Annotated in this window: 21 protein-coding genes; 13 read left to right on the forward strand and 8 right to left on the reverse strand. The window is 64.1% G+C overall.

The features are described from left to right. The first annotated feature begins 56 nt into the window (after window positions 1-56). The 11 genes from urtB to BB934_RS20180 all read left to right on the forward strand — a co-directional run bounded on the left by urtB (window position 57) and on the right by BB934_RS20180 (window position 9,795). A complete protein-coding gene (gene urtB, locus BB934_RS20130) occupies window positions 57-1,646 on the forward strand; it encodes an urea ABC transporter permease subunit UrtB (protein WP_099511216.1) in 1,590 nt (529 codons plus the stop codon). Continuing rightward, window positions 1,643-2,779 (forward strand): urea ABC transporter permease subunit UrtC, encoded by a 1,137-nt coding sequence (gene urtC / locus BB934_RS20135; RefSeq protein WP_099511217.1) that lies wholly within the window; start codon window positions 1,643-1,645, stop codon window positions 2,777-2,779. Before urtB ends, urtC begins: the two co-directional genes overlap by 4 nt. A 3-nt stretch (window positions 2,780-2,782) precedes the next feature. Beyond that, window positions 2,783-3,535 carry an urea ABC transporter ATP-binding protein UrtD gene (urtD, locus tag BB934_RS20140; RefSeq protein ID WP_099511218.1) on the forward strand — a complete coding sequence of 251 codons (753 nt, stop codon included), beginning with the start codon at window positions 2,783-2,785 and terminating at the stop codon, window positions 3,533-3,535. Window positions 3,536-3,537: 2 nt separating this feature from the next. After that, window positions 3,538-4,233 (forward strand): urea ABC transporter ATP-binding subunit UrtE, encoded by a 696-nt coding sequence (gene urtE, locus BB934_RS20145; RefSeq protein WP_099513077.1) that lies wholly within the window; start codon window positions 3,538-3,540, stop codon window positions 4,231-4,233. Window positions 4,234-4,348: 115 nt separating this feature from the next. Beyond that, window positions 4,349-5,062: an urease accessory protein UreD gene (locus BB934_RS20150; protein WP_335645576.1), complete on the forward strand. Its 714-nt coding sequence runs from the start codon at window positions 4,349-4,351 to the stop codon at window positions 5,060-5,062. Between the two features lie 9 nt (window positions 5,063-5,071). After that, the gene (locus tag BB934_RS20155; protein WP_099511220.1) at window positions 5,072-5,692 is read left to right on the forward strand and encodes an urease subunit gamma; all 621 of its coding nucleotides are present in this window, start codon (window positions 5,072-5,074) and stop codon (window positions 5,690-5,692) included. Next, window positions 5,692-7,419 (forward strand): urease subunit alpha, encoded by a 1,728-nt coding sequence (ureC, locus tag BB934_RS20160; protein WP_099511221.1) that lies wholly within the window; start codon window positions 5,692-5,694, stop codon window positions 7,417-7,419. Before BB934_RS20155 ends, ureC begins: the two co-directional genes overlap by 1 nt. Window position 7,420: 1 nt before the next feature. Further along, a complete protein-coding gene (locus BB934_RS20165; RefSeq protein WP_099511222.1) occupies window positions 7,421-7,900 on the forward strand; it encodes an urease accessory protein UreE in 480 nt (159 codons plus the stop codon). After that, the gene (locus BB934_RS20170; RefSeq protein ID WP_099513078.1) at window positions 7,893-8,594 is read left to right on the forward strand and encodes an urease accessory protein UreF; all 702 of its coding nucleotides are present in this window, start codon (window positions 7,893-7,895) and stop codon (window positions 8,592-8,594) included. Before BB934_RS20165 ends, BB934_RS20170 begins: the two co-directional genes overlap by 8 nt. Then, window positions 8,591-9,214 carry an urease accessory protein UreG gene (gene ureG, locus BB934_RS20175; protein WP_099511223.1) on the forward strand — a complete coding sequence of 208 codons (624 nt, stop codon included), beginning with the start codon at window positions 8,591-8,593 and terminating at the stop codon, window positions 9,212-9,214. The genes BB934_RS20170 and ureG overlap by 4 nt, the downstream gene beginning before the upstream one ends. A gap of 11 nt (window positions 9,215-9,225) precedes the next feature. Next, window positions 9,226-9,795, forward strand: a complete 570-nt coding sequence (locus BB934_RS20180; protein WP_099511224.1) for a HupE/UreJ family protein — start codon at window positions 9,226-9,228, stop codon at window positions 9,793-9,795. Between the two features lie 146 nt (window positions 9,796-9,941). Here the strand turns inward: BB934_RS20180 and BB934_RS47170 are convergent, their stop codons facing one another. After that, on the reverse strand, window positions 9,942-10,715 hold the full coding sequence (locus tag BB934_RS47170) for a hypothetical protein (protein WP_157934235.1): 774 nt from the start codon (window positions 10,713-10,715) through the stop codon (window positions 9,942-9,944). Window positions 10,716-10,916: 201 nt separating this feature from the next. Continuing rightward, entirely contained in the window at window positions 10,917-12,344 is a 1,428-nt protein-coding gene (locus tag BB934_RS20185; RefSeq protein WP_099511225.1) for a protein adenylyltransferase SelO, read from the reverse strand. Window positions 12,345-13,136: 792 nt separating this feature from the next. Here BB934_RS20185 and BB934_RS20195 point away from each other — a divergent pair. Then, the gene (locus BB934_RS20195) at window positions 13,137-13,511 is read left to right on the forward strand and encodes a hypothetical protein (protein ID WP_099511227.1); all 375 of its coding nucleotides are present in this window, start codon (window positions 13,137-13,139) and stop codon (window positions 13,509-13,511) included. 15 nt (window positions 13,512-13,526) lie between these two features. Here the strand turns inward: BB934_RS20195 and BB934_RS20200 are convergent, their stop codons facing one another. Next, entirely contained in the window at window positions 13,527-14,852 is a 1,326-nt protein-coding gene (locus tag BB934_RS20200) for a L,D-transpeptidase family protein (protein ID WP_335645577.1), read from the reverse strand. A gap of 163 nt (window positions 14,853-15,015) precedes the next feature. Here BB934_RS20200 and BB934_RS20205 point away from each other — a divergent pair, with 163 nt between their 5' ends. After that, complete coding sequence (locus BB934_RS20205; protein WP_099511229.1) at window positions 15,016-15,243, forward strand: hypothetical protein; 228 nt, start codon at window positions 15,016-15,018, stop codon at window positions 15,241-15,243. Between the two features lie 3 nt (window positions 15,244-15,246). Here the strand turns inward: BB934_RS20205 and BB934_RS20210 are convergent, their stop codons facing one another. The 5 genes from BB934_RS20210 to BB934_RS20230 form a co-directional block, all read right to left on the reverse strand. Then, window positions 15,247-15,804 (reverse strand): histidine phosphatase family protein, encoded by a 558-nt coding sequence (locus BB934_RS20210; RefSeq protein ID WP_099511230.1) that lies wholly within the window; start codon window positions 15,802-15,804, stop codon window positions 15,247-15,249. A gap of 98 nt (window positions 15,805-15,902) precedes the next feature. Next, on the reverse strand, window positions 15,903-16,724 hold the full coding sequence (locus BB934_RS20215) for an alpha/beta hydrolase (RefSeq protein WP_099511231.1): 822 nt from the start codon (window positions 16,722-16,724) through the stop codon (window positions 15,903-15,905). An 11-nt stretch (window positions 16,725-16,735) separates the two neighbouring features. After that, window positions 16,736-17,434, reverse strand: coding sequence for an ABC transporter ATP-binding protein (locus BB934_RS20220; RefSeq protein WP_099511232.1), 699 nt, complete (start codon window positions 17,432-17,434; stop codon window positions 16,736-16,738). Continuing rightward, on the reverse strand, window positions 17,434-18,189 hold the full coding sequence (locus BB934_RS20225; RefSeq protein WP_099511233.1) for an ABC transporter ATP-binding protein: 756 nt from the start codon (window positions 18,187-18,189) through the stop codon (window positions 17,434-17,436). The genes BB934_RS20220 and BB934_RS20225 overlap by 1 nt, the downstream gene beginning before the upstream one ends. After that, a complete protein-coding gene (locus BB934_RS20230; protein ID WP_099511234.1) occupies window positions 18,182-19,213 on the reverse strand; it encodes a branched-chain amino acid ABC transporter permease in 1,032 nt (343 codons plus the stop codon). The genes BB934_RS20225 and BB934_RS20230 overlap by 8 nt, the downstream gene beginning before the upstream one ends. Window positions 19,214-19,219 lie beyond the last annotated feature (6 nt).

The following is a 19,219-nucleotide window of genomic DNA, read 5'->3' on the forward strand; positions in this document are numbered from 1 at the left end:
AAACGAGGACGGCCGCAGGGCCGTCCTCACCTTGTCCTCCGTTCAAAGTTGATTGCATGGCACGCTTGCGCAGCATTCTGCAGGCATTCGTTCTGCTGATCGGCATGGCATCCGCCGCCGTCGCCGGACCCTACGAAGACGCATTGCCGAAATTCGCCGCCGACAGCTACTCCGATACTGAGGCTGCCATCGGCGCCGTCGCCGGCAGCGGACATCCCCTGTCCCTGAAGCTGGTCGAAGCCCTGCGCGATGGGCAGCTGTTGATGGCCGGTGGGCAGGTCTACATCCGCGATGCCGCCGGCAAGTCCGTCGATGCTGCGACGGGCCAGGCCGCCGAACCCGCCGCAGGCGCCAAGCCCGTGCGGCTCAACAACCGCGTTCGCCGCGCCGTCGAAGCGGCGCTCGGCAGCATGACCCTGCTCAGCTCCGATGCCGGAACCCGCCTCGATGCCGCCCGCGCCGTCTTCCGCTCCCGCGATGCCGCCGCCTTGCCGACCCTCGAGCAAGCCATTGCAAAGGAGGGCGAAGGCAATGTGAAAGTGGCCCTCGAAAATGCGCGCGCCGCTATCCTTCTCAATAAGGCGGATGCTTCCGCTCCCGAAAAAATCTCCGCCATCGAAACATTAAAGGCTCGCGGCAACCAGGACGCCCTGGCGCTTCTCACGAACCTGCCGACCGGCACCCCGGCCGATGTCGCTGAGGCTGCTGCCAAGGCCGCCGAAGGCATCCGCAGCAGGCTCGCGCTCTGGAATGCCGTCCAGAATGTCTGGTACGGCGTGTCGCTCGGTTCCGTTCTTCTGCTCGCGGCTATCGGTCTCTCGATCACGTTCGGCACCATGGGCGTCATCAACATGGCCCATGGCGAGATGGTCATGATCGGAGCCTACACGACCTTCATCGTGCAGGAGCTGATCCGCACCCATGCGCCATACCTGTTCGGCTCCTCGCTCTTCATCGCGCTGCCGCTGGCCTTCCTCGTCGCCGGCCTGATCGGCATCCTGATCGAGCGCACGGTCATCCGGTTCCTGTATGGACGGCCCCTCGAGACGCTTCTCGCAACCTGGGGCATCTCGCTCATTCTGCAGCAGGGCGTGCGCACGATCTTCGGCCCCACCAACCGCGAGGTCGGAACCCCGGCCTGGATGAGCGGCGCTTTGGAGATCGGAGGCTTGAGCCTCACCTACAACCGCATCGCCATCGTGATCTTCGCCTTTTCCGTCTTTGCCATCCTGCTGCTCGTGCTGCGCTACACATCGCTCGGCCTGTTCGTGCGCGCGGTCACGCAGAACCGGCGCATGGCGGGCTCCATGGGCATCCGCACGAACCGGATCGACGCCCTGGCCTTCGGCCTCGGCTCGGGTGTGGCCGGCATTGCCGGAGTGGCGCTGTCGCAGATCGACAATGTCAGCCCGAATCTCGGGCAGGGCTATATCATCGACAGCTTCATGGTGGTGGTGTTCGGCGGCGTCGGCAACCTTTGGGGGACGCTCGTCGGCGCCATGACGCTCGGCATCGCGAACAAGCTGCTCGAGCCCTATGCCGGCGCCGTGCTCGGCAAGATCGTGCTGCTGATCGCCATCATCCTGTTCATTCAAAGGCGTCCGCGCGGCCTCTTCGCGCTCAAAGGCAGGGCGGTCGAAGCATGACAAAGCAAACCTTGCTCGACGCTCAGAGCATCGCCGTCCTGTGCCTGCTGGCGGCGGCAGCCATTCTCGTGCCGGTGCTGAATGTCGCCGTGGATCCCGGCTCCCCGCTGCACCTGTCCGACCATCTCGTGCCGCTGCTCGGCAAATACATCTCTTTCGCTCTGCTCGCCCTGTCGGTCGATCTCATCTGGGGCTTCTGCGGCATCCTCTCCCTGGGGCACGGCGCCTTCTTCGCGCTCGGCGGCTATGCCATGGGCATGTATCTCATGCGTCAGATCGGGCCGCGCGGCGTCTATTCCGACCCGATCCTCCCGGATTTCATGGTGTTCCTGAACTGGAAGGAACTGCCGTGGTTCTGGCAGGGCTTCGACTGGTTTCCCTTCGCTGCCATCATGGTGCTGCTCGTGCCGGGCATCCTCGCCTTCGTGTTCGGCTGGTTCGCCTTCCGCTCGCGGGTCACCGGCGTCTATCTCTCCATCATCACGCAGGCCATGACCTTCGCGCTCATGCTGGCCTTCTTCCGCAATGACATGGGCTTTGGCGGCAATAACGGCCTCACCGACTTCAAGGACATCCTGGGTTTTCCGATCCAGTCCTCCTCGACCCGCATCGTGCTTTTCATTCTCTCGGTGGCGGCGCTCGCCGGCGGCTATCTGCTCTGCCGCTGGGTCGTGACATCCAAGTTCGGCAAGGTGCTCGTGGCGGTGCGCGACGCCGAAAGCCGCACCCGCTTCCTCGGATACCGGGTCGAGCACTACAAGCTTGCCGCCTTCACCCTCTCGGCGATGTTGGCAGGCGTCGCCGGCGCGCTCTACGTGCCGCAGGTCGGCATCATCAATCCGAGCGAATTCGCGCCGGCCAATTCCATCGAGGTCGTGATCTGGGTGGCCGTCGGCGGGCGCGGCACGCTGGCAGGCCCCATCCTTGGCGCGCTTCTGGTCAATGCGGGCAAGACCTGGTTCACCGGCATGCTGCCGGAGTTCTGGCTCTTCGCGCTCGGCGGCCTCTTCGTCTTCGTCACGCTGTTCATGCCGCGCGGCATCCTGGGAGCGGCAAAGGATTTCTGGGACTGGACGAGGCAGCGACTGCGATCGCCGGCGGTGCCGGAGCCTGTCTCGCAGGCGGCGGAGTAAGTCATGAGCGCACCCGTCACCCCCGCGCTTCTCTATCTCGACAATGTCTCGGTGTCCTTCGACGGCTTTCGGGCGCTGAATGCGCTGTCGCTTGCCGTCGATCACGCCGAGATGCGCGCCATCATCGGGCCGAATGGGGCCGGCAAGACCACGATGATGGACGTGATCACGGGAAAGACGCGGCCGAACGAAGGCACGGCATTGTTCGAGGGTTCGCACGATCTGACCGCGCTCGATGAGGCGGCCATTGCCGAACTCGGCATCGGCCGCAAGTTCCAGACGCCGACCGTGTTCGACATGCACTCAGTCGAAGACAACATTCTTCTGGCCCTCAAGGAGAACCGCTCTCCCTTCGCGACCCTGCTCTCACGGCGAACGGCGCAGGAGCGTGAGCGGATCGATGCCCTTCTGGAGCGGGTTCGGCTTACGGGGCAACGTCACCGCAAGGCGGGCGAATTGTCTCACGGCCAGAAGCAATGGCTCGAGATCGGCATGCTGCTGGCGCAGCAGCCCAAGCTCCTGCTGATCGACGAGCCGGCCGCCGGCATGACCGATCAGGAAACCGCCGATACGGCCGATCTGCTGCGCGACATCGCCAGGACCCAGGCCGTGATCGTCGTGGAACACGACATGACCTTCGTGCGCGATCTCGATGTGAAGGTCACCTGTCTTCACGAAGGCACCGTTCTGGCCGAGGGAACCCTCGATGCTGTCAGCGCCAACGAGCGCGTGGTGGAGGTCTATCTGGGACGATGACGATGCTTTCAGTCGAAAACCTGTCCCTGTACTACGGCGCGGCGCAGGCCCTGCGCGGCGTGTCCGTGTCCGCCTCCCTCGGCGAGGTCACCTGCGTGCTCGGCCGCAACGGTGTCGGCAAGACATCGCTTCTGCGCGCGATTGCAGGGCATCGGCCGATTTCGGGCGGCAGCATTTTGTTCGAGGGCCGCGACATCGCGCGGCTGAAACCGTTCGAGCGTGCGGCGCTCGGGATCGCCTACGTGCCTCAGGGGCGTGAGATCTTTCCGCTCCTGACCGTGAAGGAAAATCTCGAGACCGGCTTTGCGCCGCTGAAGCGTGGCGAGAAGACGGTTCCCGAAGAGGTTTTCGAACTTTTCCCGGTGCTGAAATCCATGCTTGGCCGGCGCGGCGGCGATCTGTCGGGTGGGCAGCAGCAGCAGCTTGCCATCGGGCGGGCGCTCGTCACGCGTCCGCGCCTGCTCGTGCTCGACGAGCCGACCGAAGGCATCCAGCCCTCGATCATCAAGGATATCGGGCGGGCGATTACCTACTTGCGCGAACGGAAGGATATGGCCATCCTCCTCGTCGAGCAATATTTCGACTTCGCCCGCGACCTAGCCGACCGGTTCGTGGTGATGGAGCGCGGCGAGATCGTTCAGCACGGCGACCGCTCGGCGCTTGAGGGAGACGATGTACGTCAGCGCCTGGCCATTTGAAGCCGCCTCCCAGCTCCCGTCTGCACAACGTCAGCGAGCCGTCGGTCGTGTTGCATTCAGTGCAATTGAACTCGACGGCCGCACGCGACCCATGCGGATCGAGGAGAGCGGATCCATGCGGATCAGGCTCCCGAAAGGCGAGGGGAATGGGATCGACGCCGTTCTCGTCAACACGGCCGGCGGTATCGCCTGCGGCGACCGCTTCTCCGTGGCGATCGAGGCGCAGGCCGGTGCCTCGGTGACGGTCGCGACACCGGCCGCTGAAAAGGTCTATCGGTCGGATGGGCCGGTTGCGGAGTTGAACGTCAACCTAATGCTTCACGACAAGGCTCGCCTCGACTGGCTGCCGCAGGAAACCATTCTGTTCGACCGGGCGCGTCTCGTGCGGCGGCTCGATGTGAGGATGCCGGAGACGGCGTGCCTGACCCTGTTCGAAGCGGTCGTCTTCGGGCGGGAGGCGAGGGCGGAGCAGATCGAGGACGGCCTGTTCGAGGATCGCTGGCGCATCCGGCGTAGCGACCGCCTTGTCTATGCCGATACGCTGCGGCTCGCCGGACCCATTGCCGATCTGCTGCGGAAGCCTAGCGTCGGTAAAGGCGCGCGCGCTGTCGCGACCCTGATCCATGTGGCGCCGGATGCGGAAGCGCGCCTCGAATCCATGCGCGACCACTTGGCCTCCGTCGACGGCTGCGACGCTGCCGCCAGCGCCTGGAACGGGCTTCTCGCCGTGCGCTTCTGCGCTGAAAAGATCGAAGCGCTTCGCGCCGCGGCCATTCCTTTCCTTGTTGCCTTTCGCGGCGAACCTCTGCCTCGTGTCTGGCTCAGCTAGGGTCGAACCATGCAACTCACACCTCGTGAAAAAGACAAGCTCCTGATCGCCATGGCCGCCATGGTCGCCCGACGCCGGCTGGAGCGCGGCGTGAAGCTCAATCATCCGGAAGCGATCGCGCTCATCACCGATACGGTCGTGGAGGGAGCACGCGATGGGCGCTCCGTCGCCGAGTTGATGGAGGCAGGCGCCCACGTGATCACGGCCGATCAGGTGATGGAAGGCATCGCCGAGATGATCCACGACGTGCAGGTGGAGGCGACCTTTCCCGATGGCACCAAGCTCGTCACCGTGCATCATCCGATCCGCGGCGCGGCCTCCAAAAACGTGCCCGGCGAGGTGACGACGCAGGAGGGCGAGATCGTCTTCAACGAAGGCGCCGAGCGCATGGTTATCACCGTGGCCAACACGGGGGATCGCCCGATCCAGGTCGGAAGCCATTATCATTTCTTCGAGACAAATCCGGCTCTCTCCTTCGACCGGGACAAGGCGCGCGGCATGCGCCTCGACGTCGCGCCCGGCACGGCGGTGCGCTTCGAGCCCGGTTCGACCCGCGAGGTGGTGCTCGTGCCGCTGTCCGGCAAGCGCGAGGTCTACGGGTTCCGCCAAGGCGTGATGGGAGCGCTCTGATGTCGAATGCACGAAAGCCCGCTTCCCTTCCGCGCTCCGGCTATGCGGATATGTTCGGTCCGACGACGGGCGACAAGATTCGCCTCGCCGATACGTCCCTCATGATCGAGGTGGAGAAGGATTTCACCACCTACGGCGAAGAGGTGAAGTTCGGAGGCGGCAAGGTCATTCGCGACGGCATGGGACAGGCGCAGACGACGCGCGCGGAGGGCGCCGTCGATACGGTGATCACCAATGCGGTCATCCTCGACCATTGGGGCATCGTGAAGGCCGATATCGGCATCAGGAGTGGCCGGATCGCCGCCATCGGCAAGGCCGGCAATCCGGACGTGCAGCCGAATGTCGACATCATCATCGGACCCGGCACGGAGATCATCGCCGGCGAAGGCAAGATCATCACCGCCGGCGGTTTCGATTCGCATATCCACTTCATCTGCCCGCAGCAGATCGAGGAGGCGCTGATGTCGGGCATTACCACCATGCTGGGCGGCGGAACCGGACCCGCGACCGGCACCTTCGCCACCACCTGCACGCCGGGGCCATGGCATATCGCGCGGATGATCGAGGCGGCGGATGCATTTCCGATGAACCTCGCCTTCACCGGCAAGGGCAATGCCTCGAGGCCCGGCGCGCTCGAGGAGATGATCCAGGCCGGCGCCTGTGCGCTGAAGCTGCACGAGGATTGGGGCACGACGCCGGCCGCCATCGATTGCTGCCTGTCGGTTGCGGATGCCTACGACGTGCAGGTGATGATCCACACCGATACGCTCAACGAATCCGGTTTCGTGGAGGATACGATCGCGGCCTTCAAGGGCCGCACAATCCACGCCTTCCACACGGAAGGCGCAGGCGGCGGGCATGCGCCGGACATCATCAAGGTGGCAGGGCTTCCCAACGTGCTGCCGTCCTCCACCAACCCGACCCGGCCCTATACGGTGAACACCATCGACGAACATCTCGACATGCTCATGGTCTGCCACCACCTGTCGCCGTCGATCCCGGAAGATCTCGCCTTCGCCGAGAGCCGCATCCGCAGGGAGACCATCGCTGCGGAGGACATCCTGCACGATATCGGCGCACTCTCGATGATGTCCTCCGACAGCCAGGCCATGGGCCGCGTCGGCGAGGTCATCATCCGCACCTGGCAGACCGCGCACAAGATGAAGGTCCAGCGCGGCGCGCTGCCGGGCGAGACCAGCGACAACGACAATTTCCGTGCCCGCCGCTACGTGGCGAAATACACGATCAATCCTGCCATCGCGCACGGCGTCTCGAAGCATATCGGCTCGGTCGAGGTCGGGAAACTCGCCGATCTCGTGGTGTGGACGCCGGCCTTCTTCGGCGTGAAGCCCGATCTCATCGTCAAGGGCGGCGCCATCGCCGCAGCGATGATGGGCGATCCGAATGCCTCGATCCCGACGCCGCAGCCGGTCCATTACCGGCCGATGTTCGGCGCCTACGGCCGGGCGCTCTCCTCGACCTCTCTCACCTTCGTGTCGAAGGTGGCGACGGAGAATGGGCTTGCCGCGAAGCTCGGCATCCAGAAGCCGCTCGTCGCCGTCGAGAACACGCGCGGCGGCATCGGCAAGAAGGACATGATCCTGAACGATGCCACGCCCGCGATCGAGGTCGATCCCGAAACCTATGACGTTCGCGCCGACGGCGAATTGCTGGTCTGCGAGCCCGCAAAGGTCCTTCCCATGGCTCAACGCTATTTCCTGTTCTGACATGATCCGCGCCACATCCATCATTCGCCGTGAATCGGTCGATCCGGACCGCATCGTCGACGTGATCACCCTCGACCACGGCGATCGCCATCGCCGCCGCATCCTGCTCAACGCCGATGGCGGAACGGCCTTCCTCCTCGACCTCGACCGGGCCGATGTGCTGGAAGACGGCGATGCCATCCGGCTGGAGAGCGGCTGGCTCGTCGAGGTGAAGGCTGCGCCCGAGCGCCTTGTCGAGATCCGCACCGAGGATGTGCTCGATCTCCTCACGCTCGCCTGGCATATCGGCAACCGGCACGTGCCGGCCGAGATCACGCGCGAGGCGATCTACATCACCTACGATCATGTGCTCGTCGACATGCTCGTCGGGCTCGGCGCCACGGTCGAGATCGTCGAGAGGCCGTTTTGCCCCGTGCGCGGGGCCTACCATCACCACGAGCATGGCGGTCACTCTCATCATCACGGGCATGGCCATGGATGATGCCTCGGCAAAGCCGCTGCTGCATGACAGCGCCTCAGCGATCCTGCCGCTCTTCGCATGGCTGTCGCCATCCTATCCCGTCGGCTCCTATGCCTATTCGCATACGCTCGAATGGGCCGTGGAGGCCGGCGACGTGACCGACGAGGCGACGCTGGTCGCCTGGCTCGTCGATCTTCTCACCTTGGGTTTCGGGCGCAACGACGCCATCCTCCTGAACCATGCCTATCGCGCCGTGCGGGCGGGCGACCGCGCCGCCCTCGAAGAAGTCAACGAGCTGGCGCTCGCCCTCTCGCCGTCATCCGAACTTTACCTGGAAACGAGCCAGCAGGGGCGCAGCTTCCTCGACGCAACGCTTGCTGCCTGGCCCTCGCCGCGCCTGATTCCCCTTGAAGGCGACGTGGCCTTTCCCGTCGCGATCGGCATGGCCGCCGCAGCGCATGACATCCCGCTAGCGGTCACGATCGAGGCCTACCTGTTCGGTCTCGTACAGACTCTCGTCTCTGCCGCGATCCGCCTGGCGCCTATCGGGCAGACGGCAGGGATCCGCGTCTCCGCTGCGCTTGCCGGAACCGTGCGCGACATGGCGGGGCAGGGGATACGGCTCACGCTCGACGATATCGGCGGGGCGACCTTTCGGGCCGACCTCGGCTCCTTCCACCACGAGAACCAGTATACGAGGCTTTTCCGCTCATGACTTCTCATACGGGACCCCTTCGCGTCGGCATCGGCGGGCCGGTCGGCTCCGGCAAGACGGCGCTGATGGAAGCGCTCTGCAAGACCTTCCGCGCGCGCTACGACATCTGCGCCATCACCAACGACATCTACACCAAGGAGGATGCGCGTCTGCTGACGGTTGCGGGCGCCTTGCCGGTGGAGCGAATCATGGGCGTGGAAACCGGCGGCTGCCCGCATACGGCGATCCGCGAGGATGCGTCGATCAACCTCGCGGCCATCGCAACCATGCGCAAGCGCTTTCCGGCGCTCGACATCGTGCTGGTCGAATCCGGCGGCGACAATCTCGCGGCAACCTTCTCGCCCGAGCTTGCGGATCTGACGATCTACGTCATCGACGTGGCCGGCGGCGAGAAGATCCCGCGCAAGGGCGGCCCCGGCATCACGCGCTCCGACCTTCTCGTGGTCAACAAGATCGACCTCGCGCCCTATGTGGGCGCCGATCTCGCGATCATGGAAGAGGACACGAAGCGCATGCGCGGCCAGCGTCCTTACGTGTTCAGCAACATCCGCGACGGCGTCGGCGTCGAAGCCATTGCGAAATTCATCGAAAAGGCGGGCGGTCTGTCCGCAACAAGCTAAGGGGTTCCGTCATGTTCAAGCGTTCTATTCTTGTTACAACGCTGCTGGTCGCTGCGACGCCGGCCCTCGCCCACACGGGCGTTCATTCGGCGTCGGGGTTCATGTCCGGCATCGCGCATCCCCTCGGCGGTCTCGATCATGCGCTCGCGATGATCGGCGTCGGTCTCTTCGCCGCGATGCTCGGCAGGCAGGCTTTATGGGCGCTTCCGTTGAGCTTCGTCGCGATGATGCTGATCGGCGGCGTGCTGGGCATGAGCGGCATCGATATTCCAGCTGTCGAGATCGGGATTACAGTCTCTGTCGTCGTTCTCGGCGCCGTCGTGTCGCTCGGTTGGCGCTGGCCGATAGCCGCGGCGATGGCACTTGTGGGAGCCTTTGCGACTTTCCACGGCTATGCCCATGGAGCAGAAATTCCGGCCGGCTCCGATGCAACGCTCTACAGCCTCGGATTTGCGCTTGCGAGCGTGATGCTGCATGTTCTGGGCATCGTTTTCGGGTTGCACTCCCTCCGCCATATGCAGGCTTTTCGATTGGCGGGTGCCGCTGTTGCCACGGCAGGCATTTTTCTCGTCTTCACCTAAAGCACGTTATCCGCAAAACGATCGGCTTGCCCTGAACGGCAACCGTCCCTGTTCGATGCCGATGTTCAGAACGGCGACCGTTTAAAACAACGAATCCCTGGCTCCTTCCGCAGCCAGGGATTCGTTGCTCTGGAGGCTAGACAGCGTCAGTGTTTGCCGCCGCCATTTCCATTGCCGTTACCACTTCCGTGTCCGCCGCCGTTTCCGCCACCGTTTCCTGCAGGACCATCTTGATCGGTGCCGTCGCCATTGTTGGATGCGCCGGGATTGGATGAATCGTTGCCATCGTCGTCGTTGCCGTGCCCATTATTGCCGTGGCCACCGGCGTTGCCATTGCCGTTGCCGTTGCCATGCCCGTTATTGCCATGGCCGCCGGCGTTGCCGTTGTCAGAGCCCTGATTGCCCTGGCCGTTTCCGTTGCCGTTCCCGGCCGTGCCGCCAGTTCCGCCCGTGCCACCGTCGGTCGACCCGCCGGCGCTTCCTGCGCCGGAACTACGGCCGCCACCGGAGCTTCCGGCTCCTGCCGTGCCGCCGTCTGCCACGACGCCGCCGGAACCTGGGCCTGCGCCATCGCCAATGCTGCCGCCGGCCGAACCGCTGCTAACCCCGCCTGCGGTTCCAGGGCCCGAACCCAAGGAACCCGGCACGCCCGCCGGGCTGCCGCCGATCGAGCCGGTCACCGTGTTATCCCGATCCGCATCGTTGAGATTGTCCATCCTGCGGAGGGCTTGGGGCCGAATGGCACAGCGGCAGGTTTCCTGACCCTGCACGATGCGAAGCCGGCAGTTGTGATACATGGAGGCATCTGCGACTGCCGGAACGCATTGCTGTCCAACCCTCGCGGATTGGGCATAGGATGGCGTTCCAAGCGTGAGGAAGAGGGCAGCGCCGGACAAAGCAAGAGCGTATGAACGCAACATGGTGTTCACCTTTAGAGAGCCGATTTTTGATGATGAGCTGCGATAAGGGCAGCTCGCATGGCTTAAAGACGCAAGTGTGGGAATAACGTTCCAACGCGCCGGCAAAATCTATTCCTGTTGGGTTCGGGAACTATGTCGAAATAGCCTTTGATAGGCTCGCATAATTGGAACAGCTGAGAATTGTGCTTGCTTCAGCTGTGGTCAATCGAAGGCTGAGACATAGGCCTCGGCCATATTTCGAATATCGCCAAGCTTTGTCTTAAGGGATGACCAATTGTCCTCAGCGGCAATGGGTGCCCACAGAGCCTCCACTTCCTCGATCAGCATGGTGCAGGGTTTCTCCCGCGCGAAATAGGGATGGTCGAACCGGATGCCCGGCGTCGGTTCGAATGTACTCAGCGCATGTTGAACTGGCTCGAAGGATGCTTGGTCATAGATCGCTGATGATGGACTCTTCTTCGCACGCTCTGTGCTCAGAGCGCCGCCATACCAGTCGAAGAAGGTCTGCTCGAACGGAGCCTTGCTTTCGTGCAGGAAAGTCCACACCGCCTTGGCCAGCGCGCCGTCCTGCTCGACCCCCTTCGACTGAAGTCCGAGACGGCGCGTGATCGTCGCCGGAAACTCCCGGTGCAGGGCCGGTTCGAACGTAGCCAACGCCTGCTCAAGGCTGGCCTGCGGCGCGAGCGGAAGCAGGCATTCCGCGAGGCGATAAAGATTCCACAGCAACGCGTCGGGCTGGCGGCCGAAGGCATAGAGTCCCGTCTCGTCGAAATAGGCGGCGGTAAATGCGGGATCGTATGAGGGCAAGAAACGCCAGGAGCCGTAATCGAAGCTTTCTCCCGTGATGTTGATGTTGTCGGTGTTGAGAACGCCGTGCACGAAGCCTGCCGCCATCCATTGTGCGCCCATGCGCGCAACCCGCCGGCAGACTTCTTCCAGAAAAGCAATTGCACGAGCCGCTTCGTCGTCGTGCCATATCTCCGGCATGTAAGTCCGGACGGAATAGTCGAGCAGCTTGCGGATGTTGTGTGGCTCATTGAGGTAGAGAAAGCGCTGGAACGTTCCGATGCGGATATGGGAATGGCTGAGGCGCACCAGGACCGATGAGCGGGTGGGCGACGGCTCGTCGCCACGTTCGAGGTCCTCGCCCGTTTCGATCAGGCTGAAGGACTTCGATGTGTCGACGCCGAGCGCCTCGAGCATCTCCGTCGCCAGGATCTCCCGCACGCCGCCCTTCAAGGTCAGGCGGCCGTCTGCGTGGCGCGACCATGGCGTCTGCCCGCTGCCTTTGGTGGCGAGATCGAGAAGCCTGCCGTCCTCCGCGTCCCGAACCTGCGCGAACAGGAAGCCGCGGCCGTCGCCGAGATGAGGATTGTAGCTGCGGAACTGATGGCCGTGATAGCGCAAAGCGAGGGGCTGATCGAGGTTCTCGGGCAGGGGCGTGAAACGGCCGAAATGGTCGATCCATTCCTCGTCTGTCAGAGAACCGAGCCCGACCTTCTCGGCCCAACGTTGGTTGCGGTAGCGCAGGATAAGGTCGGGGAAGCGCGCCGGTTGCACGATGTCGTAGAAGTCCGGACCGAGGTCCTGGTGGCACGTTGCGGCGCGATAGGCGGCGGATGGAGGCATGTCGCTGGTCCTATGAACCTGTGTTCAATTCCTAGCGCATCGTGCGGAAAAGTGGACCCGGTTTTCGCTGACGCGGCCCTCTGGGTCCGCTCTAAACGATGCGCTCTTAGGAGTGGAGCATCGGATTGGGTCCCAAAAGTGGGGCCACTTTTGGGTCCGATGCTCTAGCACGACCGAAATGTTCAGAGGCGTCGCAGCGGGTCAAGCATGGACCCGGTGACGGCGGTTGAGACATGCTCGCTTTGCCACGGACTGGACAAAGTTGAGCTTCGAAAGCTGAGTTGCAATGTTGCGAAAATCGATGGTTTGACGTCTTTTTGAGCGGCTGCTCAAAAATAATTCATGGTGAAAGCTTTGCTAAAAACATCTGGTTTTTCCAGATGTTCGGCTTGGATGCTCAAGCGCTCCGCCGTCATATAGCTGCGCTTTCGTGCGTTGGTCTATTGGCGGGCCTGAGGCGCTCCCCTAAGATCCTGGCTAACGAAGCAGACGGGAGGCGGGTCGATGGCATTCAAGGATGTGCTCAGCCTTTGCGGCCGGATCGGTCTGATTATGACAGCGTTCGCGTTCGTTGCAGGAATTGTTGCAGGTCCTCTTCTCGAAAAAGTCTGGTCGTCCCGTCCGACAACGATCTCCCAGAACGGCCCGGTTGCTACCCCCGTTCCGCCCCCACCCCCCATTCAGGCCAATGCCGGGGGACCGGGCTAACGCCTTTTTAGAACTCTCCGGTTCATATCACGTCATCGCCAGGACCTGGCGGGAATGCGGCTCCTTTATTCTGGGAAAGGCGCGATGAGCAGCGAGACACTTCTAAGGCAGGAAATCCGGCATTCGCTCGGTTTCGTCCGCGGCCTGATCGATCATTATTCAGGGCTTTATTCGGGCGAAAATCTCACGAGCGACGTTCTTCGCATCTGTGACGAGATGACGGATGCGGATGAACCGGACTCCCGGCTGATGGAGGCACGGCGCATGGTCGAGGAGCGGTGCCGGCAGCTGACGCAGGCGGCGGACCGCTTTACGCAACGCGATCCCGAAGCGATCGCGGCCTCGCGGGCACAGGCCGTTGCGGCCATCGATCTGTTTCAGGATGCCACCTTCGAATGGCGCAAGACACGCACCGTCCTTCCATCGTCCGGCCGGTTGCTGCGCAGAAAGAGCCTCTGATCGTCTTGAATCGCGTCACAGGCGCTTTGGCTTGATCGACGCCGTCGCGGGAACATCGACCATCTGCGGTTCGGGCACGACATCGCTCTTCGGCGCATCGAGCCCATAGACGTCCTCGCGGAAATGCACGGCGCCATCCGCCGTCGCATAGCCGGTGAGATAGACCCAGGCCACCGGCACGGGCTTCTCGAGGCGGATGTCCTGGCGCGCGCTGCTCGCGATCGCCGCATCGATGCCGTCGCGCGTCCAGGCCGCCGACGATCCGTTCGCGCTGCGCAGCAGCCATTCGGCAAAATCGCCCACATCGGCCACGCGCACGCAGCCCGAGGAGTGGAAGCGTGCATCCTGCGCGAAGAGCTGCTTCTTGGGCGTGTCGTGCATGTAGACAGCATGCTTGTTCGGCATGTCGATGCGGATCTGGCCGAGCGAATTGATGGCGCCTGGATCCTGGCGCAGCGTGTAGTTCACCGCCGTCTCCGTCGACCAGTCGAGGCTCTTCGGATCGACCTCCTGACCCTTCGCATCGAGAATGCGGATCTTCATCTTGTCGAGATAGGCGGGATCCTTGCGGACGTGGGGGATGATGTCCTTCTTGATGAGCGAGACGGGCACCGTCCATGTCGGGTTGAGGTTGACGGCCGTGACGCGCGTCTCGACGATCGGCGAGGGCCGGTCCACCTTGCCGACGATCGCGACATAGCGGCGGGCGACTTCTCCGCGCTCGATCGCCTCGACGGCGGCGGAGGGAATGTTGACCACGACGTAGCGGTCGCCGAAGGCGAAGGTCGAGCCTGCAAGCCGCTGCGCGGATGCGGTGAGCTGGCGATGGCGGGTGATTGCAGGGACGTTGATCGCCTCCAGCGTTCGTGCACGCACGGCGCCGGATTCCGGCAGGCCGTGCCGGGCCTGAAATCGTTTGACGGCGCTGGCAAGTTCCACATCGAAGAGCGTGCTCGCGGCGGCATCCGCGGAGAGGTCGCCCTCCAGCGCGAGGCGTTGCCGAAGCAGGGCCACGAGCGGACCTTTGTCGCCCGTCTTCAGGACCGTGCCGGCCGGCAAGGAGGGCCATCCTCCGGCTTCGGCGAGGCGCTTGTAGGTCCAGGCCGCCCGCATGGTGTTGATGAAGGTGCTCGCGTCGAGGCTCGGGCGGGAATCCTGCGAGATCGACGCCACCGGTGCCGGCGCGGGCTGCTCCCCGGTCTTCGGCGGGGCTGAGGCTGCAACTTTCTGTCGCACAGCCGGCGCTGCCGCCGGCATCGCCTGAGCTGGCTTGCTGGGCGCTGCGGTTTCGGCTGGAGCGGCGGTGCCCGGGCCGCTCCAGAGCGTGAGGCCTGAGAGCAAGGCCCATCCGAGCCAGAGGCGTTGTGTATTCCGATACGTCATCCCCGAACTATGGGAGAGGATGGTTGATAAAATGCTGCAACGGTCCGGTTTCCCTCGGAAGCGATGAACGGATGCCGGCCGGGGGAATTAGTACTGAAACAACCCCCTTTGCGAGGAGCCCATGACGTCCGAGGAAATCAAGGAACTGAACGCAGCGCGCGAAAACCTCGTGAAACGGCGCAGGGACATGGCGCGGCAGATTTCCGGGGCGCCGCTTCCCTCCATCGAGATGGCGGAGGAACTGACCAAGATCCTCATCGCCATCGAGGCCCTGGATCGAACTCTCAACGAGGCCGGGCATCCCTATATGAGCCAGGGCGTGGTCGAGCAGCTGCGGGCCGGAGGCTGACCTTTACGGCCCGATCCTGCCGATGAGGTCGAACCCCGCTCCGGCCTTCGGCTTGAGCACGAGCGCTTCGCCCTCTTCGGGAAAGATCCCGGTCAGGGCCGTGATGTTGACCTGGTGCGTCACCAGCACCAGAACGCCCCGGGACCGCCATTCCCCGATCCGCTGGCGGAGTGCCTCGGTCTGAGTCTCCTCCCGGTCCCGCCCGGCGAAGAACGAGTCGAGGGGCGAGAACGGTTCGGTCAGGCTGCCGAAGGCAAGGCGGGCGGTATCGAGGGCGCGGCACCAGCGGCTCGACAGCACCTGCTCGACTGGGATCTGCCGGGCTCTGAATTGCTCGCCGATGGCCTGAGCCTGCCGTCGCCCCTCCGCCGAGAGGTTGCGCTGCGTCGAGCAATCCTCGAGCCGGAACTGCGGAGGGTCTCCCGTGCCGGGGGCGCGGGCATGGCGGAAGAGGGCGACGGTGCCGCCGTCGCGCAGAGCCTGCCAGGCCGCATCGGACGCGAGAAGCGCTTGCGGCCAGATGGTTGCCAGCAGAACCAGAAATGCCACGGCCATCGGCATGAAGTACCAGCCAGTTGTCAGTCCGGCGCAGGAAGCACTGCCGTCGCGTGACGCAACGTCGGATCGAGGTCCGGGTTCCCCGAACTGTTGGTCGGCAATCAGGCCTTTGCCGCCAGCTCGACGACGAAATCGACCAGCGGATCCGCAGGCTCGGCCAGACCTGCAATGACATCGAAATGGTGCGCCCCTGGGACCTCATAGTACCGGGTCGCGATCCCCCCCTTGCCCCAGCGTTCGACGATGGCCTTGGACTGGCGCAGGAATTCCCCGCTCTCGGCTCCTCCCACAACGGCGACGAGGTGCCCGAATTCCGGCGGCGTCCATTCCAGCGGGCTCAGGCGTCGGGCCTCCTCGAGCGTCAGGCCGAGCGCCTTGTTGAGCGAGGTCGGGACGAGGGGCGGCAGGTCGAACAGGCCGGAGATCGGCATGGCGGCCCGCACGGGCATGGTCTGCGGGGCAGGGCGCGCCATGAGGCAGGCCGCGAGATGTCCGCCCGCCGAATGCCCGGTCGCGACCAGCGGGCGGCCCATGCGCCGCACGAGGAAGTCGGCAGCGGCTTCCATCTCGGAAACGATCTCGGCCAATGTCGCCGTGGGAGCGAGCGTATAGTTCGGCACCGCCACCGTCAGGCCGCGCTCATTGGCACCGCGTGCCAGATGGCTGGAAAACGACTTGTCGAGCGCCTGCCAGTAACCGCCATGAATGAACAGGACGACCGGGCCGCCCGCATCGCCGGTGCGCGGATGGAAGAGATCGAGGCGATGACGTTCGCCGGGCCCATAGGCGAGATCGAGTTCGCTGCGGGCTTCGGCACGATAGGCCGCCGCATCCCGCTGCCAGCCCGCGATATGGACCGTGTGCTCCGGCACGCGCGCCCGATTGTTGTACTCGGCCTCGAGATCGATCCCTTCGGCTGCCATCGCGCGCCCCCTTAAACGTGGAGATACCGGTCCTTGAGGCTCGTATCGCTCGTGAGTTCCGCGCTCGTGCCCGTCCAGACCGAGCGGCCCTTCTCGATGATCACGTGCCGGTCGGCGAAACGCGCCAGCGCACCGATATTCTTGTCGATCACCAGAATGGATTGCCGTTCGCCCTTGAGATGCTTGAGGCAGGTCCAGATCTCGGTACGGATCAGCGGCGCCAGTCCTTCCGTGGCCTCGTCGAGGATGAGCAGCTTCGGATTGGTCATCAAGGCGCGGCCGATGGCCAGCATCTGCTGCTCACCGCCGGAGAGCTGCGTGCCCAGGTTGTTCCGGCGTTCCTTCAGGCGCGGGAAGAGATCGTAGACCGCATCGAGCGTCCAGCGGCGGGATCCCGTTCGTGCCGAGGCGGTGGCGACGAGGTTCTCCTCTACCGTCAGTGTCGGAAAGATCTGCCGGCCCTCCGGCACGAGGCCGATGCCTGTCTGCGCGATGCGGTAGGGCGCAAGTCCGGTGACAGCCGCGCCATGGAACCGCACTTCGCCACCGCGCGGGCGCAGCAGGCCCATGATGGACCGTATCGTCGTCGTCTTGCCCATGCCATTGCGGCCGAGCAGGGTCACCACCTCGCCTTCCTTGATGTCGAAGGAAACGTCGAACAGGACCTGCGCCGCGCCGTAGGAGGCCTGAAGGTTGCGCACGGAGAGCATCACACCAACTCCTCTTCGCCGAGATAGGCGGCGCGCACCTCCGGGTTGGCCCTGATCTTCTCCGGAGTGTCGGTAGCGATCACGCGGCCGTAGACGAGGACGGAGACGCGATCGGCGAGGGAGAAGACCGCCTCCATGTCGTGCTCGATCAGCACGATGGTCAGGCGGCTTTTCAGACGTCGCAGGGTTTCGACCACGCGCTGGGATTCGTCGTGTCCGGTGCCGGCGAGCGGCTCGTCGAGAAGAAGCAGTTTCGGCGCGGTCGCTAGGCCGATGGCCAATTCCAGCTGGCGTTTCTCACCGTGAGACAGCAGGCCCGCGGGAATGTGAGCGCGTGCGGCCAGACCGACCTGTGTCAGGCAGTCCATGGCAGGCTCGTTCAGCGCCTTCTCCTGCGAGGCATTGCCGAAGAAGCGAAAGCTCGATCCCGAACGTGCCTGAACCGCCAGCGCCACATTCTCGAGCGCGGAAAAGCCGGGCAGAATCGACGTGATCTGGAACGAACGCGCAAGCCCGCGTCCGACCCGCTGCGGCATCGAGAGAGAGGTGACGTCCTTACCGGCGAACAGGATCGATCCGGAATCCGAGCGAAGGGTGCCGGAGATCTGGTGAATCAGGGTCGTCTTGCCCGCGCCGTTGGGGCCGATGATGGCATGCAGCTCGCCGGGTTGAACGGGGAGGCTGACGTCGTCGGTGACGACGAGAGCGCCGTAAGCCTTCCGCAGGTTGCGCAGCTCGAGCAGGGGCTCAGCCATGGTGCGGCCTCCGCAGCAGGCCCATGATGCCGCCCCTGACGAACAGGACGATCAGGATGAGGAGGGGGCCGAACACCATCTTCCAGTTCTCCGCCAGATGAGCACGGGTGCCCTCGGCGAGAAAGAAGCTTAGGCCATGCAGGATTTCCGGAAGGAATTCCTCCAGCAGCAGGAAGGCGGCAGCCCCGATGATGGCGCCATGCAGGGAGCCGAGCCCGCCGAGCACGACCATGAAAATCAGCTCGCCGGAACGCTGCCAGGTCATGAAGGACGGGCTGACGAACTCCGCCTGGTTTGCCAGCAGGCATCCGGCAAGCCCCGCCATCATGCCGCTGAGCACATAGGCGGCGAGCTGAAAGCGCAGGGGCTGGTAGCCGATGGCTTCCATGCGAATGGCGTTCTCCCGTGTGCCGCGCAGGACCCGGCCGAACCTGGAGGCGACAATCGATCTGGAGAACACATAGGCTCCGAAAAGGCAGAGCAGGCAGGCCCAGTAGAGGGCGAAATCGTTCTTCAGAATGTCAGTACCCGCGACGAGGCTGCGCGACGACAACGTCATGCCGTCATCGCCTCCATAAGTGGCCAGCGATGTGGCGAGAAAGTACAGCATCTGCCCGAAGGCGAGGGTGATCATGATGAAATAGACGCCCTTCGTCCGCAGCGAGATCGCTCCCGTGACAAGGGCGAAAGCTGCCGAGGCCGCCAGTGCGACGGGAATTTGCACGAGCAGATCCTCGCTGCCATGGCTCGCCAGAATGCCGACCGCATAACCTCCGATGCCCAGGAAGGCCGCATGACCAAAGCTCACGAGGGCGCCGTAGCCGAGGATGAGGTCGAGCGCCATGGCGGCGATGCCGAAGATCATCACCCGGGTCAGCAGGGACAGGACATAGCCTTCCGCACCGGAGAACACGGCGAGGAGCGGTGCCGCTGCAAAGGCGGCGAAGAGGACGATGGGGACGATCTCGAGCCGCGTGGTGAGCGATGGCATGGGAGCTGAGGGCGTTTCTGCGAGTTCGGTCATGGTCGC

The sequence above is a fragment of the Microvirga ossetica genome, assembly GCF_002741015.1.
Lineage (GTDB): Bacteria > Pseudomonadota > Alphaproteobacteria > Rhizobiales > Beijerinckiaceae > Microvirga > Microvirga ossetica.

Excerpts from the sequence above, each read along its gene's own strand:
- BB934_RS20215 (WP_099511231.1), bottom strand. The coding sequence starts at position 16,724 with ATGGCAGCCGAAGGGATCGATCTCGAGGCCGAGTACAACAATCGGGCG.
- urtC (WP_099511217.1), top strand. The coding sequence starts at position 1,643 with ATGACAAAGCAAACCTTGCTCGACGCTCAGAGCATCGCCGTCCTGTGC.
- BB934_RS20165 (WP_099511222.1), top strand. The coding sequence starts at position 7,421 with ATGATCCGCGCCACATCCATCATTCGCCGTGAATCGGTCGATCCGGAC.
- BB934_RS20220 (WP_099511232.1), bottom strand. The coding sequence starts at position 17,434 with ATGCTCTCCGTGCGCAACCTTCAGGCCTCCTACGGCGCGGCGCAGGTC.
- urtD (WP_099511218.1), top strand. The coding sequence starts at position 2,783 with ATGAGCGCACCCGTCACCCCCGCGCTTCTCTATCTCGACAATGTCTCG.
- urtE (WP_099513077.1), top strand. The coding sequence starts at position 3,538 with ATGCTTTCAGTCGAAAACCTGTCCCTGTACTACGGCGCGGCGCAGGCC.
- BB934_RS20150 (WP_335645576.1), top strand. The coding sequence starts at position 4,349 with ATGCGGATCAGGCTCCCGAAAGGCGAGGGGAATGGGATCGACGCCGTT.
- urtB (WP_099511216.1), top strand. The coding sequence starts at position 57 with ATGGCACGCTTGCGCAGCATTCTGCAGGCATTCGTTCTGCTGATCGGC.
- BB934_RS20195 (WP_099511227.1), top strand. The coding sequence starts at position 13,137 with ATGAGCAGCGAGACACTTCTAAGGCAGGAAATCCGGCATTCGCTCGGT.
- BB934_RS20180 (WP_099511224.1), top strand. The coding sequence starts at position 9,226 with ATGTTCAAGCGTTCTATTCTTGTTACAACGCTGCTGGTCGCTGCGACG.
- BB934_RS20205 (WP_099511229.1), top strand. The coding sequence starts at position 15,016 with ATGACGTCCGAGGAAATCAAGGAACTGAACGCAGCGCGCGAAAACCTC.
- BB934_RS20230 (WP_099511234.1), bottom strand. The coding sequence starts at position 19,213 with ATGACCGAACTCGCAGAAACGCCCTCAGCTCCCATGCCATCGCTCACC.
- BB934_RS20170 (WP_099513078.1), top strand. The coding sequence starts at position 7,893 with ATGGATGATGCCTCGGCAAAGCCGCTGCTGCATGACAGCGCCTCAGCG.
- BB934_RS20210 (WP_099511230.1), bottom strand. The coding sequence starts at position 15,804 with ATGCCGATGGCCGTGGCATTTCTGGTTCTGCTGGCAACCATCTGGCCG.
- BB934_RS20225 (WP_099511233.1), bottom strand. The coding sequence starts at position 18,189 with ATGGCTGAGCCCCTGCTCGAGCTGCGCAACCTGCGGAAGGCTTACGGC.
- BB934_RS20155 (WP_099511220.1), top strand. The coding sequence starts at position 5,072 with ATGCAACTCACACCTCGTGAAAAAGACAAGCTCCTGATCGCCATGGCC.
- BB934_RS47170 (WP_157934235.1), bottom strand. The coding sequence starts at position 10,715 with ATGTTGCGTTCATACGCTCTTGCTTTGTCCGGCGCTGCCCTCTTCCTC.
- ureG (WP_099511223.1), top strand. The coding sequence starts at position 8,591 with ATGACTTCTCATACGGGACCCCTTCGCGTCGGCATCGGCGGGCCGGTC.
- BB934_RS20185 (WP_099511225.1), bottom strand. The coding sequence starts at position 12,344 with ATGCCTCCATCCGCCGCCTATCGCGCCGCAACGTGCCACCAGGACCTC.
- ureC (WP_099511221.1), top strand. The coding sequence starts at position 5,692 with ATGTCGAATGCACGAAAGCCCGCTTCCCTTCCGCGCTCCGGCTATGCG.